A 16,872-nucleotide genomic window follows, 5' to 3' on the forward strand; every position below is an offset into this window, starting at 1 on the left:
CCTTATAGAACGTAGCGATCGCGGAAGGTTAACAGCGCCTTTTCAAAACAGCTAAACGGCGGGTGAACGATGCCCGCCCCAATCATGCCGATCCCGGCGTCCTTGTGGGCAATGGCGGTATTAATGACCGGCAGAATGCCGCTGCCCGCAACCTTCATGATGTCGATGGCGGTCGGGATGCCCATAAACGACAGCAGCGGAATGGTGACGTTCGGGTTTTCGCCGAGGGTGATTTCGCGCATCTGGCGAGAAAAATCGATGGCTTCCTCCACCGTGCCGCCCACCAGCGCAACGATGGCCGGGGCCGTCGCCATTGCAAAGCCGCCGATGCCGTAGGTTTCGGTAATCGCGCTGTCGCCGATATCCAGCCCGGAGTCTTCCGGCTTATAGCCCGCGAACATCGGGCCGATCACCTGCTGCGCCGGGCCGGTGAACCACTGCCCCGGCAGGCCGGAAACGCGCAGGCCGAACTCGTAGCCGTTGCGCGCCATGGTGGTGACGACGGTGCTGTACTCAATGCCGTGGGCGGCATCCAGCGCGGCCTTACACATCGCCATCCACGTCGGACCGGAGAAGTAGTCGCTGCTGGCGACAAACTCGAACACTTCACGCTGCTGCGCCACCGGATAGCCCGCCTGGATCAGCCCCGGCGTCAGCGCCTGAATAAGCAGCGTGGTGCCCGCGTTGTTGCGGTTGTGGCACTCGTCGCCCATGTGCAGCGCCTGGGCCAGCATCAGGCGCAGGTCGATTTCGCCGATAATCTTCATTGCGTCGCGCAGCATCGGGCCGAGCACGTCGCGCATCCAGTTCAGGCGCTCGATCACGCTCTGGTCGTTAGCCCCCATGCGCAGGATCTTCGCCATTTGCTCGCTGAGGTTGGTGAAGGCGCGGTTGCCGTAGGTTTTGTTCTCAACGATGTGCATAAACATCGACGCGGAGGTGACGCCCGCCATCGAGCCCACGCAGTCATGCTCGTGGCAAGGCGAGAACGTAATATCTCCGGAGGCGGCGATCCTTGCCGCATCGTCCAGATCTTTCGCCAGCCCTTCAAACACCAGCGCCCCGGTGACCGCACCCTTCATTGCCCCGCACATGTTCTCCCAGGTAACAGGCGGACCGGCGTGCAGAATGGTCGTGCGGGTCATGCCCGGCACCACGTTGATGGCCTGGTCATAGCCCACCAGCACCGGATGGGACTGAATAATCCGCTCAAGGGCAATTTTGTTCGCGGCGGCAATTTTCTCCGCCAGCGGTTTTTCCACCAGCCGATCCAGCGCGTCCACCACCTGCATATTGCCCTGCCCCGGCGGCGTCCAGTCGAGCTGGGTCACGGGAACGTGCTGTTTTTTGAGGTCGTTGCTGAACATCGCAATCCCGACGTTAATCACGTTCAGCGGCTGGTTGAATAAGGTCGTCATTATGCTCTCTCCCCTTTGCAGACAAATTCGCGTGCCAGTAATCCGGTATTGGTGCTGCTGCTGGCCCAGATGACGCCTGCGTCAGTCAGCAGCTGGCACTGCTGCGCCAACGACTGCGGATCCTGATCGGTGCCGAGCACGTAGCCGAGAATTTCCAGCGGACGGTTGTCGGCTTTCGCGATCGCCTGTGCCTCTTTGATCGCCTCGATCATCACCCCAACCGGATCGTCATGCGCGCCAAAGCCAAGCACGAAATCCATCACGATCACCCCCACCTGCGGATCGCGCGCCTCCTGTAGCAGGCGGCTGATGCGGTTGGTCGGGTCGATCATCGGGTGTGGCTTGCCGTTGGTGAAGTCATCGTCACCGAAATCAAGGAAGGTGTGGGTCTGGCTGACGCTGATGTCTTTCAGACGCCTGGCCGGGTCCGGCTGGATGTTGCTGTAAACATCGTCAAACTTCTCCAGCGCGGCAAACATCGCTTCGTCGCACAGGGTGCCGCCGCAGAACAGGCCGCGAATGTACTTCTGCTGCGGCGTCAGGCGGGCGCGTACCTCTTCGATTAGCGGCCAGTTGAGCGGATGTAAATCCAGGGTGTCTTTTTTAATGCCGGTAAGCAGCACCGCTTTCAGGGCCGCCTCTTTGGTGCCACGAGCAAACTGTAAACGGTCTTCATCGGCAGGCGGTTCGTTGCGGCCCAGGAAGCACACAACCACAGGCTTGCGGCAGGCGCGTGCCCGGGCCAGTACTTTCTCAGCCACCGCGGGTGCAGGCGGTTTGGAGATGAGCGCTATCACCCGGGTCGCGTCGTCCGCCTCCAGCATGTCGATGGCATCGAGCATCATCAGGCCGCCGATCTTCTCGCTGAGATCGCGTCCGCCGGTGCCAATCAGCTGCGACACGCCGCCGCCGAACTCGTGAATGCGCACGCTCAGCTCCTGGCTGCCGGTGCCGGAGGCACCAACGATGCCAATCTGCCCGCGACGCACCGCATTGGCGAAGCACAGCCCCGCGCCGTTGATAATGGCGGTGCCGCAGTCTGGCCCCATCATCAGCAGACCCTTTTCATGCGCCAGCTGCTTCAGCGCCAGCTCGTCGTCGAGCGATACGTTATCGGAGAACAGCATCACGTTAAGATCGTTTTCCAGCGCCTGGCGCGCTTCCCGTGCGGCGAAGGTGCCGTTGACGGAAATCACCGCAAGGTTGCTGTCCGGACGATGGGTTTTGGCGCTGGCAATCGTCGCGTAGCGTGCTTCATGGGAGCCAGTGCGCTCTTTACGCGTGAATAACGCTTCAATGGCGGCGAGGGTTTCCTCATTCGCCGCGTCGCCTTTAATAACGATCATCAGGTCGCCGTTTTTCGCGTCCGCTAATTCCGGCGTTAATAGCCCGAGGTTTTTTAATACCCCTTTGTTCATTTCCGTCGCCATCGCCACAAACGCCTGCTCGACGCCCGGCAATTTATTGGCTTTGGTGGAAACCGACATTAAGGAAACCGAATCGAAATACGTATTCTTTTTTATGACGATTTTGGTTGGCATTATTTTCACCTGTTTAAGATAAAAGGGGGCCGCCGTCGTGCTAAATGCACGTCGGTAACAATGCGTTTATTGATTAACGGCCAGCCAGGGGAAGGCTGACCGAATGCACTATGCGCCTGCCGCCAGCAGCAGGTCTGCGATCGCGTTGAAGCCTTTTTCCCGCGCCAGTTCGAGCGGGGTTTTGCCGTATTTATCGGTCATGTGCGGGTTCGCGCCGTGATCGAGCAGCAGCTTCACAATTTCCTGCTGCTTTGCGCCGCCGTCGTTTAATACGATGGCCTCCAGCAGCGGCGTCCAGCCGACAAAATTGGTGTGGTTGACGTTGATGTCGGTTTTTTCCAGCAGCTCACGCACGATTTCAACGTGCCCTTTTTCACTGGCAGGGGTAATGCCCACGCCGCCAAAGCGCGTCAGACGATCGAGATTCGGATTTGCCGGAAGGACAATGCGCAGCAGGGTTAAATCATTGGTCAGGCAGCCGATCAGGAAGGGGTTAAAACAGGTCTGGTCCTGTTTATCAATATCCGCCCCGGCGGCAATTAAAAACTCCACACAGGCGTAATGCCTTTTCAGACTGGCAATAATGATGGCGGTTCTTTTCTGGCGGTTGGTCGCGTTAATATCCACGCCTTTCTCCAGGCAGGCTTTTAGCGCGTCGATATTGCCCTCTTCTGCCGCCAGCAGAAATTCTGTAACCAGTGCAGTTGCAGACATATTCAGACTCCCTATGTTTCACTTCTGATGACCTGAGAATAGCAACAGCCTGGTCATAAAAGAATCCGCTTAAAAATGATTCATCGACACGCAATTCATTGTTGAGTTAAATTCAACAGTCCGGGAGAAATGTGCGTCTGTGCAACCTTTTTCTTATGTTTTACCGCTTTTACGCGCTTCAGGCTGCATTATCCTTATGGCTGAAAAAGCCTTACACAGCGCGGTTCTACGTAAAAATCCAGAACTGTGATCGACATCAACTATGATGTAACGCCGCTGTTAAAATATGTTCAAAACTGATGGTCACCAGGAGCCATAATATGAATTCCATCTTTACCGAAGAGAATTTGCTGGCCTTCACCACCGCGGCACGTTTTGGCAGTTTTAGCAAAGCGGCTGCCGAACTGGGCGTGACCACCTCCGCCATCAGTTACACCATCAAACGCATGGAGACCGGACTGGACGTGGTGCTGTTTGTACGCAACACGCGCAGCATTGAGCTGACCGAATCCGGTTTTTATTTTTATCGTAAAGCGACCGACCTGCTGAATGACTTTCATGCCATCAAGCGCGGGATTGATACCATTTCTCAGGGCATTGAGACGCGGGTGCGCATCTGCATAAATCAGCTTTTGTATACGCCACGCCATACCGCGCGTTTGCTCCAGGTGCTGAAAAAACAGTTTCCCACCTGCCAGATCACGGTGACGACCGAGGTGTATAACGGCGTCTGGGATTCCATCATTAATAATCAGGCCAACATCGCCATTGGCGCGCCGGATACGCTGCTGGACGGCGGCGGCATTGATTACACCGAGATAGGGGCGATCCGCTGGGTATTTGCCATCGCGCCCACGCATCCGCTGGCGTTCGCCCCGGAGCCCATTTCCGAAAGTCAGCTGCGTCTGTATCCCAATATCATGGTCGAGGACACCGCGCATACCATCAACAAGAAGGTGGGCTGGCTGCTTCACGGTCAGGAGGCGATTCTGGTGCCGGACTTCAACACGAAATGCCAGTGTCAGATCCTGGGGGAAGGTATTGGCTTTTTACCGGAATATATGACGCGTGAGGCGGTGGAGGAAGGGCTGCTGGTAACGCGGCGGATCAATAATCCACGTCAGGATTCGCGCATGCTGCTCGCCACGCAGCATGCGGCGACCGGTCAGGTCACGCGCTGGATCAAACAGCAGTTTGGCCCGGAAGGCGTGCTGACCCGGATCTACAGTGACTTACTGTGGCGTACCTAGCTCTTCGTCTGAACCCAAAACGCGTGGATAAGACCGGGGAAGTAGCCCAGGATGGTCAGAAGGATATTCAGAATAAACGCCCAGCCCAGCCCCTTGCCAAGCAGCACGCCCAGCGGCGGGAGAATAATCGTAAAAACAACGCGCCAAAAACCCATAAAAAACTCCGTGCAAGCTAACCAATTGAAAATTATAAAAGACACTTCTCTAAGCGTAGCCAGTTTACGGTTAACTGCCATGCGTCTCTCGCGCTTTTACCTGCCTTTACCCTCTTTACACTGGCTTAAACCCCCGCCTTAAATGCTCTACTGTTCTGAAATTGACCGTAAGGAAACGCAATGTCTCTTCCTCTTATGTCGCCGCAGCAGGCAAACGCGCTGATTGCTGAAAGTGATGCCGTGGAACCGACGTACCTGATAAGGAGTATCTGAAAGATTAGGCTGTACCCCGCCCCCGGACGTGGGCTATGGTGAAGATCATGACAATGATGAGGAGGTGCTATGTTTTCTGTCGGTGATTATGTCCAACCGCGTCAGGGCGGTCCGAAACTGAAAGTGCTCGAAGTGAATGGTGAAAACATTGTGGCTGTGCAGGCCAGCAATGAGCAGGGCGAGAAATATCACCTGAAATCGGCGGACGTGGTTCTGTACTCCGAAGACGGTGACTTTGGCGTCTGCTAAGTCAATAATCGGGCGGAATACACCGCCCGAATAATCATCAGATCAGGAAATCGTCCAGCGATTTACCGTTTGCCAGTGCGGTTGCAATTGGCTTTGGCGTACGCCCCTGGCCGGTCCAGGTTTTTTCTTCACCGTTCGCGTCAATAAAACGATATTTCGCCGCACGCGCTTTACGTTTTTTCGTCGGCTGACCCGCCTGCGCCAGATCACTGCCTAACAGATCGCTCGGAGAAATACCGTCAGCTTTCATCAGTTCCAGCAGAGCATTAATTTTATCCTGCTGTTCAGCGCGTTGACGCTCTAATTCAGCCTGCTCGCTGCGTTTTTCTTCAGTGACAATCCGGAATTTTTCCAGCACTTCTTCCAGAACATCCATGGATAATTCACGTGCCAGCGCCCGGAGGGTACGAATATTATTAAGATTCTGTAACGTTAAAGCCATAATAATGAAAAACCTTTCTTCGTGTGTATAACATAAATCAGGCAACAGAATAATTGATTTTGGTTCTGATATCTACCCACCCTGACGTTTTGACATTATTGTAAATGTTTTAGAATATCCCGTTAATATAACCCCGAAATATATGTCTGTTTTAATGTGTAATATACCGCCCTTCCCCTGACCACAAGCTCCTGTTTAAAACAGTTCAAAAAACCGCCTCCACTCTCCCACACAACAGAGGTTTCACACGCACACAGACAAACTAATCCATTGATATATTTCACTAAAATAGGCGCGAGGAGAGAAAATAACGAAGCGCGCAAAAAACGAACAATTTTAGAGAATTTTATGGCCAAAGCGCCTGTAAATAAAAATTAATCACTACTTGTTAGTTAAAAGCCAGAGAGATACGCTATACACTCATAGCAAACCAACCTAAAGCACTAAAGGCCGCAGGTAAAACGCCACTTTTTTGTCCTGTTCGAGGAGTTCAGACATGTTCTCACCGCAGTCTCGCCTGCGCCATGCGGTAGCGGATACGTTCGCGATGGTCGTTTACTGTTCCGTCGTGAATATGCTGATTGAAATTTTCCTGTCGGGAATGTCCTTTGAGCAATCCCTCTCGTCGCGCCTGGTGGCCATTCCGGTGAATATCATGATTGCCTGGCCGTACGGCCTGTATCGCGATGCAGTGATGCGTTTAGCCCGGCGTATTAGCCCGGCGGGTTGGGTAAAAAACCTGGCGGACGTGCTGGCTTACGTGACGTTCCAGTCCCCGGTGTATGTGGTTATTTTGCTGACGGTGGGCGCAGACTGGCATCAAATCGCCGCTGCGGTAAGTTCAAATATCGTGGTATCTATGCTGATGGGTGCGGTGTACGGTTACTTTCTTGACTACTGCCGCCGCCTGTTTAAAGTCAGTCCTTATAGCCAGGCAAAAGCGTAAGTTAAGGCGACTGGCTCAGGCCAGTCGCAGAGTTATTGTACGTCGCCAAACAGCCCTTTCAGGAACCGCTCCAGCGCCATACGCGAGCTGAAACCGTGCGGAATACCATAATGTTCATGCGTCTCGCCGCCTAAATAGAGCGGAAATTGCTGATAATGATCGCAGGTTTTAATATCCGAGGCGGGCTCAGCAAATGACAGGCTTCTGTCTTTGAGTGTCGGGTGAATAATGAGAGCAGTACGCCCCATTCTTGCTTCACGGTTGACGTAAACATAATTCTCACCACGGCGATATCCGTACGCTTTTGATGTTACCTCATCCATGGTGAACCCTTCTTTTTCAAGAACGCGCGCCACCTCATCGGGTCGTAAATACATATCTTTTCCTCATTATCATTCCTGCCCGGCAACCTTACAGTATTCAGCATTAGCAGGGCTTTCAGAATATTCCATAAACTGCCCGATAAGCCGTGACTCGCTTCAGATATTACATTTCTGGACTAAACTAAACGGGAACACAAATTATGGAGGATCGTATGTTTAACAGACCGAACCGAAACGATATTAATGACGACACACAGGATATTCGTAACGATGTCAGCCAATTAGCGGACACACTGGAAGCCGTATTGAAATCCTGGGGCTCTGACGCGAAGGACGAAGCAGATGCCGCGAAACGTAAGGCTCAGTCTCTGCTGCGTGAAACGCGGGCAAGGATGAATGGCCGCTCACGTACCACTCAGGCGGCCTGCGACATGGCCAGCTGCGCCACCACCTTCGTACGTGAAAAACCACTTTGTACGCTGGGAACGGTCGCGGCGGTCGGGATTTTTGTCGGCGCCCTGCTTAGCCTGCGTAAGTAAGCGCGCGTTCTCAGCCCCGGTCGCCTCAGGCGCCGGGGCTTTTCTTTGCCTGACAGCCTGAAAAACCCGCACAGCCCGCCCTGCCCCGCCAGGCTCATCATTGGGGCCTTATTAATCTGTATTTCCCATATCTTGTGTGGTTGAAACTTATCGCAACTACATCTAGTATTCCCTTTAGAAAGACACACACAACATGACGCGTTTACTCGCGCCGTTCTCTCATTCTAAATGGAAATACGAATCATGAGCATTATTATTTACACTCGTAACGATTGTGTTCAGTGCCACGCCACGAAACGGGCGATGGAGAGCCGCGGCGTGGCATTTGAGATGGTCAATATTGATCAGGTGCCCGACGCGGCAGACACCCTGCGGGCGCAGGGGTTTCGTCAGCTTCCGGTTGTCGTTGCCGGCGACACCAGCTGGTCTGGCTTCCGTCCGGACATGATCAACCGCCTTGCCGCTCAGGGCGTCAGTGCATGAGCACGCTGGTCTACTTTTCCAGCAGCTCGGAAAACACGCTTCGGTTTATGGAGCGTCTCGGGCTGCCCGCGATACGCATTCCGCTGAACGAGCGGGAGCGTATTCAGGTAGACGAACCCTACATTCTGGTGGTGCCCAGCTATGGAGGTGGCGGCACCGCAGGGGCTGTGCCTCGTCAGGTGATCCGCTTTCTGAACGATCCCCATAACCGGCAGCTGATTCGCGGCGTGATCGCCGCAGGCAATCGCAACTTCGGCGAGGCCTTTGCCCGCGCCGGGGATGTCATCTCTCAAAAATGCGGCGTGCCGTATCTCTATCGTTTTGAACTGATGGGGACACAGCAGGACGTAGAGAACGTGCGTAAAGGAGTGAACGAATTTTGGCAACGACAACCGCAGAACGCGTGATTCAGGCGACGCCGGATTACCACGCATTAAACGCCATGCTAAACCTCTATGACCGCGAGGGGCGCATTCAGTTTGGCAAAGATCATGAGGCGGTGGACGCCTTTTTTGCCGCTCATGTACGCCCGAACAGCGTCGTCTTTGGCAGCCAGCAGGAACGTCTCGACTGGCTGGTAAAAGAGGGTTATTACGAAGAGCGTGTCCTCACCCGCTACGACCGCGCCTTCGTGGTGGCATTGTTCGAACGGGCGCACGCCAGCGGTTTTCGCTTCCAGACGTTTCTCGGCGCGTGGAAGTATTACACCAGCTACACCCTGAAAACCTTTGACGGCAAACGCTATTTAGAAAGCTTTGAAGATCGGGTGGTGATGGTGGCGCTGACGCTGGCGCAGGGCGATGAAGCGCTGGCCGAAAGACTCACGGAGGAGATCCTCTCCGGTCGCTTCCAGCCCGCCACGCCAACGTTCCTTAATTGCGGGAAAGCCCAGCGCGGCGAGCTGGTATCCTGCTTCCTGCTGCGTATTGAAGACAATATGGAGTCGATTGGCCGTGCGGTGAATTCGGCGCTACAGCTTTCGAAACGCGGCGGCGGCGTGGCGTTTCTGCTCTCGAACCTGCGGGAAGCGGGCGCGCCGATTAAGCGCATCGAAAACCAGTCTTCCGGCGTCATCCCGGTGATGAAGATGCTGGAAGATGCCTTCTCATACGCCAACCAGCTCGGCGCACGTCAGGGCGCGGGCGCGGTTTATCTGCACGCGCATCACCCGGACATTCTGCGTTTTCTGGATACCAAACGTGAAAACGCCGACGAAAAGATCCGCATCAAAACCCTGTCGCTTGGCGTGGTGATCCCGGATATCACGTTTAAGCTGGCTAAAGAGAATGCCGACATGGCGCTCTTCTCACCGTATGACGTTGAGCGGATTTACGGCAAAGCCTTTGGCGACGTGGCGATAAGCGAGCTGTACGACGAGCTGGTGGCCGACGATCGCATTCGCAAAAAAACCATCAACGCCCGCGATTTCTTCCAGACGCTGGCTGAAATTCAGTTTGAGTCCGGCTATCCGTACATCATGTACGAGGACACGGTGAACCGCGCTAACCCGATTGCCGGGCGCATCAACATGAGCAATCTGTGCTCGGAGATTTTGCAGGTCAACAGCGCGTCCAGCTACGACGAAAACCTCGACTACGCGGACGTGGGCAAGGATATCTCCTGTAACCTCGGGTCGCTGAATATTGCCCATACCATGGATTCACCCGATTTTGGCCGCACGGTACAGACCGCCATTCGCGGGCTGACGGCGGTATCGGACATGAGCCACATCCGCAGCGTACCGTCCATTGAGGCGGGCAACGCCGCGTCGCATGCCATCGGCCTTGGGCAGATGAACCTGCACGGCTATCTGGCGCGGGAGGGCATCGCCTACGGCAGCCCGGAAGGGCTGGATTTCACCAACCTTTATTTCTACACCATCACCTGGCATGCGCTGCATACCTCGATGATGCTGGCGCGCGAACGCCACCAGCGGTTCGCAGGCTTTGAGCAGTCCCGCTACGCCAGCGGAGAGTATTTCAGCCAGTATCTGGAAGGCGACTGGCAGCCGAAAACCGAAAAAGTACGCGCGCTGTTTGCCCGCGCTGGCATCACCCTGCCGACGCGTGAGATGTGGCAACAGCTGCGTGAAGAGGTGATGCGCTACGGCATTTATAACCAGAACCTTCAGGCGGTGCCGCCAACCGGCTCCATTTCCTATATCAATCACGCCACGTCGAGCATCCACCCCATCGTGTCGAAGATTGAAATCCGTAAGGAAGGCAAAACCGGGCGTGTCTACTACCCTGCCCCGTTTATGACCAACGAGAATCTGGCGCTGTACCAGGACGCCTATGAGATTGGCCCGGAAAAGATCATTGATACCTACGCCGAGGCGACTAAACATGTGGACCAGGGGCTGTCGCTGACGCTCTTCTTCCCGGACACCGCCACCACGCGGGATATCAACAAAGCGCAGATCTACGCCTGGAAGAAAGGCATCAAAACGCTGTACTACATTCGCCTGCGCCAGCTCGCGCTGGAAGGCACCGAAATTGAAGGCTGCGTGTCCTGCGCGCTGTAAGGAGAAAGGATGAAACTGTCACGCGTAAGTGCCGTTAACTGGAACAAAATTCAGGATGATAAAGACCTGGAGGTCTGGAACCGCCTGACCAGCAACTTCTGGCTGCCGGAAAAGGTCCCGCTCTCCAACGATATTCCGGCCTGGCAAACCCTGAGCCATGCCGAGCAGCAGCTGACAATCCGCGTCTTTACCGGCCTGACGCTGCTGGACACCATTCAGAATACCGTGGGTGCGCCCGCGCTGATGAGTGATGCGCTGACCCCGCACGAAGAGGCGGTAATGTCGAATATCAGCTTTATGGAGGCGGTGCATGCCCGCTCCTACAGCTCGATTTTCTCCACCCTGTGCCAGACCAGAGACGTGGACGCGGCCTACGCCTGGAGTGAAGAGAGCGCGTCATTGCAGCGCAAGGCAGATCTGGTGCTGGAATATTACCGGGCCGACGAGCCGCTGAAGAAGAAGATCGCCAGCGTGTTCCTGGAATCTTTCCTCTTCTATTCCGGCTTCTGGCTGCCTATGTACTGGTCGAGCCGGGGCAAGCTCACCAACACCGCCGATTTGATTCGCCTCATCATCCGCGATGAAGCGGTACACGGGTATTACATCGGCTATAAGTATCAGAAAGGGCTGGAGAAAGTCAGCGCGGAAAAACGCGAGGAACTCAAAGGTTTTGCCCTCGATTTACTGATGGATCTGTATGACAACGAGCTGAGCTATACCGAAGAGCTGTACGCCGGAACGGGCTGGGAAGAGGACGTAAAAGCTTTCCTCTGCTATAACGCCAACAAGGCGCTGATGAACCTGGGCTACGAAGCGTTATTCCCACCAGAAATGGCGGAGGTGAACCCGGCGATCCTCGCGGCGCTGTCGCCCAACGCCGATGAAAACCACGACTTCTTTTCCGGGTCCGGCTCGTCGTACGTGATGGGTAAAGCGGTGGAAACGCAAGACGAGGACTGGGATTTTTAATGAATGACTTAACGTTCATTAATTAACTCTGCATTTCATTATTTCCAGCCGAATATTCCACGACGTACTACACTGTAATTTCCCCGTCATATTCGCCTGAATCACACCGATTCAGGCGAAATTCTCCCATGCAACAGCAAAAAATTGAGAAAAATTCAAACCGCCCTCAGCCCTTTATTCATGGGAAATTCAGCCGTTTCGCTTGCGGCAAAATTCCGGCCTCAGGCCGGTCCAGGGTTGTCTCAGATTCTGAGTATGTTAGGGTAATGCCAGTTAACTATTTACCATGGTAATCATATCGACATAAACAAATAACAGGACACTCTCTATTGCATGGCAATTAAATTAGAAGTGAAAAATCTTTATAAAGTATTTGGCGAGCACCCGCAGCGCGCATTCAAATATATTGAGAAAGGCCTTACGAAAGAGCAAATTCTGGAAAAAACCGGGCTATCGCTTGGCGTTAAAGACGCCAGTCTGGCCATTGAAGAAGGCGAGATTTTTGTCATCATGGGATTATCCGGTTCGGGTAAATCCACTATGGTTCGCCTTCTCAATCGCCTGATTGAACCCACCCGCGGACAGGTGCTGATAGACGGCGTGGATATCGCCAGAATATCAGACGCAGATCTCCGTGAGGTGCGCAGAAAGAAAATTGCGATGGTGTTTCAGTCATTTGCACTGATGCCGCACATGACGGTACTCGATAATACCGCCTTTGGCATGGAGTTAGCCGGCACGCCCGCTCAGGAACGTCAGGAAAAAGCCCTTGATGCACTGCGTCAGGTCGGGCTGGAAAATTATGCTCATGCGTATCCGGATGAACTCTCCGGCGGTATGCGTCAGCGTGTGGGATTAGCGCGTGCATTAGCGATTAATCCGGACATTTTATTAATGGACGAAGCCTTCTCGGCGCTCGATCCCTTAATTCGCACCGAGATGCAGGATGAGCTGGTAAAATTACAGGCCAAACATCAGCGCACCATTGTTTTTATTTCTCACGATCTGGATGAAGCCATGCGTATTGGCGACCGTATCGCCATTATGCAAAATGGTGAAGTGGTGCAGGTCGGCACACCGGATGAAATTCTCAATAATCCGGCGAATGATTATGTGCGCACCTTCTTCCGCGGCGTGGATATTAGCCACGTATTCAGTGCGAAAGATATTGCCCGTCGAACACCAAACGGCATTATTCGTAAAACGCCAGGTTTTGGCCCGCGCTCCGCGCTGAAGCTGTTGCAGGACGAAGACCGTGAATACGGTTATCTGGTTGAACGCGGCAATAAATTGGTCGGCGTGGTCTCCATCGACTCTCTGAAAACCGCCCTGAGCGAAAACCAGGGAATCGATGCGGCGTTGATTGACGCTCCGCTTGCCGTGGACGCCGAAACGCCGCTCAGCGAGTTGCTCTCTCACGTGGGTCAGGCGCCGTGCGCCGTGCCGGTCGTCGGTGAAGAACAACAGTACGTTGGCATCATCTCAAAACGGATGCTGCTACAGGCTTTAGATCGCGAGGGGACAAACAATGGCTGATCAATCAAACCCATGGGGCACCACTGAAGCAGCGGACAGCGCGGCGCAATCTGCCGATGCGTGGGGGTCGACGCCTGCGCCTGCCGATGGCGGCGGCGCGGCAGACTGGCTCAACAGCGCACCAGCGCCTGCCCCAGAGCATTTCAATATTATGGATCCGTTCCACAAGACGCTGATCCCGCTGGATAGCTGGGTAACGGAGGGGATCGACTGGGTCGTTACCCACTTCCGTCCGGTGTTCCAGGGGATCCGCATCCCGGTGGATTACATCCTGAACGGCTTCCAGCAGCTGATGCTGGGCATGCCCGCGCCGGTGGCGATTATCCTGTTCTCGCTGATCGCATGGCAGTTCGGCAGCGCGGGTATGGGGATCGCCACGCTGATCTCCCTGATTGCCATCGGCGCGATTGGCGCGTGGTCTCAGGCGATGATCACCCTGGCGCTGGTGCTGACCGCCCTGCTGTTCTGCGTGGTGATCGGCCTGCCGATGGGGATCTGGCTGGCGCGCAGCCCCCGGGCCGCGAAGATTATCCGCCCGCTGCTGGATGCGATGCAGACCACGCCAGCGTTCGTTTACCTGGTGCCTATCGTGATGCTGTTCGGCATCGGTAACGTACCGGGGGTGGTCGTGACCATTATCTTCGCCCTGCCACCGATTATTCGCCTGACCATTCTGGGCATTAACCAGGTGCCTGCGGATCTGATAGAGGCATCGCGCTCGTTCGGCGCCAGCCCGCGTCAGATGCTGTTTAAGGTTCAGCTTCCGCTGGCGATGCCGACCATTATGGCAGGTGTTAACCAGACGCTGATGCTGGCGCTGTCGATGGTGGTGATCGCCTCGATGATTGCCGTTGGCGGGTTAGGTCAGATGGTACTGCGCGGCATTGGCCGTCTCGATATGGGGCTGGCGACCGTCGGCGGCGTCGGGATTGTGATCCTCGCCATCATTCTTGACCGCCTGACCCAGGCTGTCGGTCGTGATTCACGTAGTCGCGGCAACCGTCGCTGGTACACCACCGGCCCTGTCGGGTTACTCACCCGCCCATTTACAAAATAAGGAACAACGATGCGACATAACGTACTTTTTGCCACAGCGTTTGCGACCCTTGTCTCCACCAGCGCAGTTGCCGCTGACCTGCCGGGCAAAGGCATTACCGTGCAGCCGGTGCAGAGCACCATTTCGGAAGAGTCCTTCCAGACCCAGATTGTCAGCCGTGCGCTGGAGAAACTGGGCTATACGGTGAATACCGCCAGCGAAGTGGATTACAACGTGGGCTATACCTCCATTGCCTCCGGTGATGCCACCTTTACCGCCGTGAACTGGCAGCCGCTGCACGACGACATGTATGCCGCCGCAGGCGGTGACAAGAAATTCTACCGCGAAGGCACCTTTGTGACCGGCGCTGCGCAGGGATATCTGATCGACAAGAAAACCGCCGATAAATATCACATCACCAATATTGAACAGCTGAAAGATCCGAAGATCGCAAAACTGTTTGATACCAACGGTGACGGTAAAGCCGACATGATGGGCTGTTCGCCGGGCTGGGGCTGTGAAGCGGTGATTAACCACCAGAACAAAGCCTTCGATCTGGCGAAGACCGTCGACGTGAGCCACGGCAATTACTCTGCGATGATGGCCGACACCATCGCCCGCTTTAAAGAAGGCAAGCCGGTGATCTACTACACCTGGACGCCGTACTGGGTGAGCGACGTGCTGAAGCCGGGCAAAGACGTGGTGTGGTTGCAGGTGCCCTTCTCCTCCCTGCCAGGCGAGCAGAAAGATATCGACACCAAACTGCCAAACGGCATGAACTATGGCTTCCCGGTGAACACCATGCATATTGTGGCGAACAAAGCCTGGGCCGAGAAAAACCCGGCGGCGGCGAAGCTGTTCTCGGTGATGAAACTGCCGCTGGCAGACATTAACGCCCAGAACGCGATGATGCACGCGGGTAAATCATCCGAAGCTGATATCAAAGGCCACGTGGATGGCTGGATCAAAGCCCACCAGCAGCAGTTCGATGGCTGGGTGAAAGAGGCGCTTGAGGCGCAGAAGTAAAACATTTTCCCTCACCCTAACCTCTCCCAGGGGAAGAGGGAACGATGACCACCCTCTCCCCCTGGGAGAGGGTCGGGGTGAGGGGATCAAACCGCACCCAACCTTAACCGCACAATCCACCACGTAACAATTCCCCAACATTCACCATCATTGGTTATTATGTTTCCGGAAAAATAATCACTTAACTCACGATTCCTGAAACTAATGACAAAAACAACTCAAGGGCTTAGCCCCGCACTCATCCTTTTAATGTCCGTGGCAACGGGTCTGGCCGTCGCCAGCAACTATTACGCACAACCACTGCTCGACACCATCGCACGCGCCTTCGATCTTTCAGCCAGCTCCGCCGGGTTTATTGTCACCGCCGCACAGCTCGGCTATGCGGCCGGGCTGCTGTTCCTGGTGCCATTAGGCGATATGTTTGAGCGCCGGATGCTTATCGTCTCCATGACACTGCTGGCGGCGGGCGGGATGTTGATCACCGCCAGCAGCCAGTCGTTAACGATGATGATTATCGGCACCGCGCTGACGGGGCTGTTCTCGGTGGTGGCGCAAATTCTGGTTCCCCTCGCCGCGACGCTGGCTTCCCCGGAAAAACGCGGCAAAGTGGTCGGCACTATCATGAGCGGCCTGCTGCTGGGCATCCTGCTGGCGCGAACCGTTGCCGGGCTGCTGGCGAGCCTCGGTGGCTGGCGCACCGTTTACTGGGTGGCGAGCGTGCTGATGGTTATCATGGCGCTGGCCCTGTGGCGCGGCCTGCCAAAGGTGAAGCAGGAAAATCACCTGAACTATCCGCAGCTCCTCGCCTCCGTTTTCAGCCTCTTCACCCGGGATAAACTCCTGCGCACGCGCGCCGTTCTGGGGTGTCTCACCTTCGCTAACTTCAGCATCCTATGGACGTCGATGGCGTTTCTGCTCGCCGCACCGCCGTTTAACTACTCAGAAGGCGTGATTGGCCTGTTCGGGCTGGCAGGCGCGGCTGGCGCACTGGGCGCGCGCCCGGCGGGTGGGCTGGCCGACAAAGGCAAATCTCATATGACCACCTCCGCAGGGCTGGTTTTACTCCTGCTCTCCTGGGCGGCCATCTGGTACGGACACGTCTCCGTGCTGGCGCTGATTGTCGGTATTCTGGTGCTCGACCTCACCGTGCAGGGTGTACATATCACCAACCAGACCGTGATTTACCGCGTGAAGCCGGATGCCCGTAACCGTCTGACGGCCGGGTACATGACCAGCTACTTTATCGGCGGCGCGGCGGGCTCGCTCATCTCAGCCTCCGCCTGGCAGCATGCGGGCTGGACGGGCGTGTGCGCCATCGGCGCCATCGTCGCGGCGATAAATCTGCTGGTATGGTGGCGCGGCTATCACCGTCAGGAAGCAATTCACTAAGTTTTACATTGCTTTGGGCCCCCTGGGGTGTAAAGGGGGCCTGCATCTGTTAAGGTAAC

18 protein-coding genes are annotated in these 16,872 nt (G+C 55.4%); 12 read left to right on the forward strand and 6 right to left on the reverse strand.

The genetic code is table 11. The annotated features are described in order from the left end of the window. Nucleotides 1-2: 2 nt before the first annotated feature. The 3 genes from ACOTYH_RS09990 to ACOTYH_RS10000 all read right to left on the reverse strand — a co-directional run bounded on the left by ACOTYH_RS09990 (nt 3) and on the right by ACOTYH_RS10000 (nt 3,673). Entirely contained in the window at nt 3-1,418 is a 1,416-nt protein-coding gene (locus ACOTYH_RS09990; RefSeq protein WP_058689516.1) for a DUF1116 domain-containing protein, read from the reverse strand. Then, the gene (gene fdrA, locus ACOTYH_RS09995) at nt 1,418-2,959 is read right to left on the reverse strand and encodes an acyl-CoA synthetase FdrA (RefSeq protein WP_086626581.1); all 1,542 of its coding nucleotides are present in this window, start codon (nt 2,957-2,959) and stop codon (nt 1,418-1,420) included. The genes ACOTYH_RS09990 and fdrA overlap by 1 nt, the downstream gene beginning before the upstream one ends. A 108-nt stretch (nt 2,960-3,067) precedes the next feature. Next, a complete protein-coding gene (locus ACOTYH_RS10000) occupies nt 3,068-3,673 on the reverse strand; it encodes an ankyrin repeat domain-containing protein (protein WP_421637725.1) in 606 nt (201 codons plus the stop codon). Nucleotides 3,674-3,993: 320 nt separating this feature from the next. On the opposite strand from ACOTYH_RS10000, the gene ACOTYH_RS10005 reads away from it, so the two are divergent. Continuing rightward, on the forward strand, nt 3,994-4,923 hold the full coding sequence (locus tag ACOTYH_RS10005) for a LysR substrate-binding domain-containing protein (protein ID WP_023295311.1): 930 nt from the start codon (nt 3,994-3,996) through the stop codon (nt 4,921-4,923). Here the strand turns inward: ACOTYH_RS10005 and ACOTYH_RS10010 are convergent. After that, the gene (locus tag ACOTYH_RS10010; RefSeq protein WP_003862203.1) at nt 4,920-5,078 is read right to left on the reverse strand and encodes a YqaE/Pmp3 family membrane protein; all 159 of its coding nucleotides are present in this window, start codon (nt 5,076-5,078) and stop codon (nt 4,920-4,922) included. The two genes, ACOTYH_RS10005 and ACOTYH_RS10010, sit on opposite strands and share 4 nt — an antisense overlap. Nucleotides 5,079-5,420: 342 nt before the next feature. Between ACOTYH_RS10010 and ACOTYH_RS10015 the strand changes: the two genes are divergently transcribed. After that, entirely contained in the window at nt 5,421-5,600 is a 180-nt protein-coding gene (locus tag ACOTYH_RS10015) for a hypothetical protein (RefSeq protein ID WP_032669335.1), read from the forward strand. A gap of 37 nt (nt 5,601-5,637) precedes the next feature. Here the strand turns inward: ACOTYH_RS10015 and stpA are convergent, their stop codons facing one another. Then, complete coding sequence (gene stpA, locus ACOTYH_RS10020) at nt 5,638-6,042, reverse strand: DNA-binding protein StpA (RefSeq protein WP_022651717.1); 405 nt, start codon at nt 6,040-6,042, stop codon at nt 5,638-5,640. Between the two features lie 496 nt (nt 6,043-6,538). Between stpA and alaE the strand changes: the two genes are divergently transcribed. Next, nucleotides 6,539-6,988, forward strand: coding sequence for an L-alanine exporter AlaE (alaE, locus tag ACOTYH_RS10025; protein ID WP_015571653.1), 450 nt, complete (start codon nt 6,539-6,541; stop codon nt 6,986-6,988). 32 nt (nt 6,989-7,020) lie between these two features. Here alaE and ACOTYH_RS10030 read toward each other — a convergent pair whose 3' ends face one another. Next, the gene (locus ACOTYH_RS10030; protein WP_006811693.1) at nt 7,021-7,365 is read right to left on the reverse strand and encodes a DUF2002 family protein; all 345 of its coding nucleotides are present in this window, start codon (nt 7,363-7,365) and stop codon (nt 7,021-7,023) included. A 158-nt stretch (nt 7,366-7,523) separates the two neighbouring features. Between ACOTYH_RS10030 and ACOTYH_RS10035 the strand changes: the two genes are divergently transcribed. From ACOTYH_RS10035 to ACOTYH_RS10075, 9 genes are all read left to right on the forward strand, one after another. Next, the gene (locus ACOTYH_RS10035; RefSeq protein ID WP_017382769.1) at nt 7,524-7,850 is read left to right on the forward strand and encodes a DUF883 domain-containing protein; all 327 of its coding nucleotides are present in this window, start codon (nt 7,524-7,526) and stop codon (nt 7,848-7,850) included. Nucleotides 7,851-8,093: 243 nt separating this feature from the next. Then, the gene (nrdH, locus tag ACOTYH_RS10040) at nt 8,094-8,333 is read left to right on the forward strand and encodes a glutaredoxin-like protein NrdH (RefSeq protein WP_017382770.1); all 240 of its coding nucleotides are present in this window, start codon (nt 8,094-8,096) and stop codon (nt 8,331-8,333) included. Beyond that, entirely contained in the window at nt 8,330-8,740 is a 411-nt protein-coding gene (nrdI, locus tag ACOTYH_RS10045; protein ID WP_015571656.1) for a class Ib ribonucleoside-diphosphate reductase assembly flavoprotein NrdI, read from the forward strand. The genes nrdH and nrdI overlap by 4 nt, the downstream gene beginning before the upstream one ends. Then, complete coding sequence (gene nrdE, locus ACOTYH_RS10050; protein WP_421637726.1) at nt 8,713-10,857, forward strand: class 1b ribonucleoside-diphosphate reductase subunit alpha; 2,145 nt, start codon at nt 8,713-8,715, stop codon at nt 10,855-10,857. The genes nrdI and nrdE overlap by 28 nt, the downstream gene beginning before the upstream one ends. Nucleotides 10,858-10,866: 9 nt before the next feature. Next, nucleotides 10,867-11,826: a class 1b ribonucleoside-diphosphate reductase subunit beta gene (nrdF, locus tag ACOTYH_RS10055; RefSeq protein ID WP_017382773.1), complete on the forward strand. Its 960-nt coding sequence runs from the start codon at nt 10,867-10,869 to the stop codon at nt 11,824-11,826. 333 nt (nt 11,827-12,159) lie between these two features. After that, the gene (gene proV / locus ACOTYH_RS10060; RefSeq protein WP_421637727.1) at nt 12,160-13,362 is read left to right on the forward strand and encodes a glycine betaine/L-proline ABC transporter ATP-binding protein ProV; all 1,203 of its coding nucleotides are present in this window, start codon (nt 12,160-12,162) and stop codon (nt 13,360-13,362) included. Beyond that, nucleotides 13,355-14,419 (forward strand): glycine betaine/L-proline ABC transporter permease ProW, encoded by a 1,065-nt coding sequence (gene proW / locus ACOTYH_RS10065; protein ID WP_015571659.1) that lies wholly within the window; start codon nt 13,355-13,357, stop codon nt 14,417-14,419. The genes proV and proW overlap by 8 nt, the downstream gene beginning before the upstream one ends. Nucleotides 14,420-14,428: 9 nt before the next feature. After that, nucleotides 14,429-15,424 carry a glycine betaine/L-proline ABC transporter substrate-binding protein ProX gene (gene proX / locus ACOTYH_RS10070; RefSeq protein WP_017382774.1) on the forward strand — a complete coding sequence of 332 codons (996 nt, stop codon included), beginning with the start codon at nt 14,429-14,431 and terminating at the stop codon, nt 15,422-15,424. A 204-nt stretch (nt 15,425-15,628) separates the two neighbouring features. Next, nucleotides 15,629-16,813: an MFS transporter gene (locus ACOTYH_RS10075; RefSeq protein WP_017692795.1), complete on the forward strand. Its 1,185-nt coding sequence runs from the start codon at nt 15,629-15,631 to the stop codon at nt 16,811-16,813. The last annotated feature ends 59 nt before the right edge of the window (nt 16,814-16,872 follow it).

This window comes from Enterobacter cloacae complex sp. SHL001, assembly GCF_049236825.1.
Classification (GTDB): domain Bacteria; phylum Pseudomonadota; class Gammaproteobacteria; order Enterobacterales; family Enterobacteriaceae; genus Enterobacter; species Enterobacter hormaechei_C.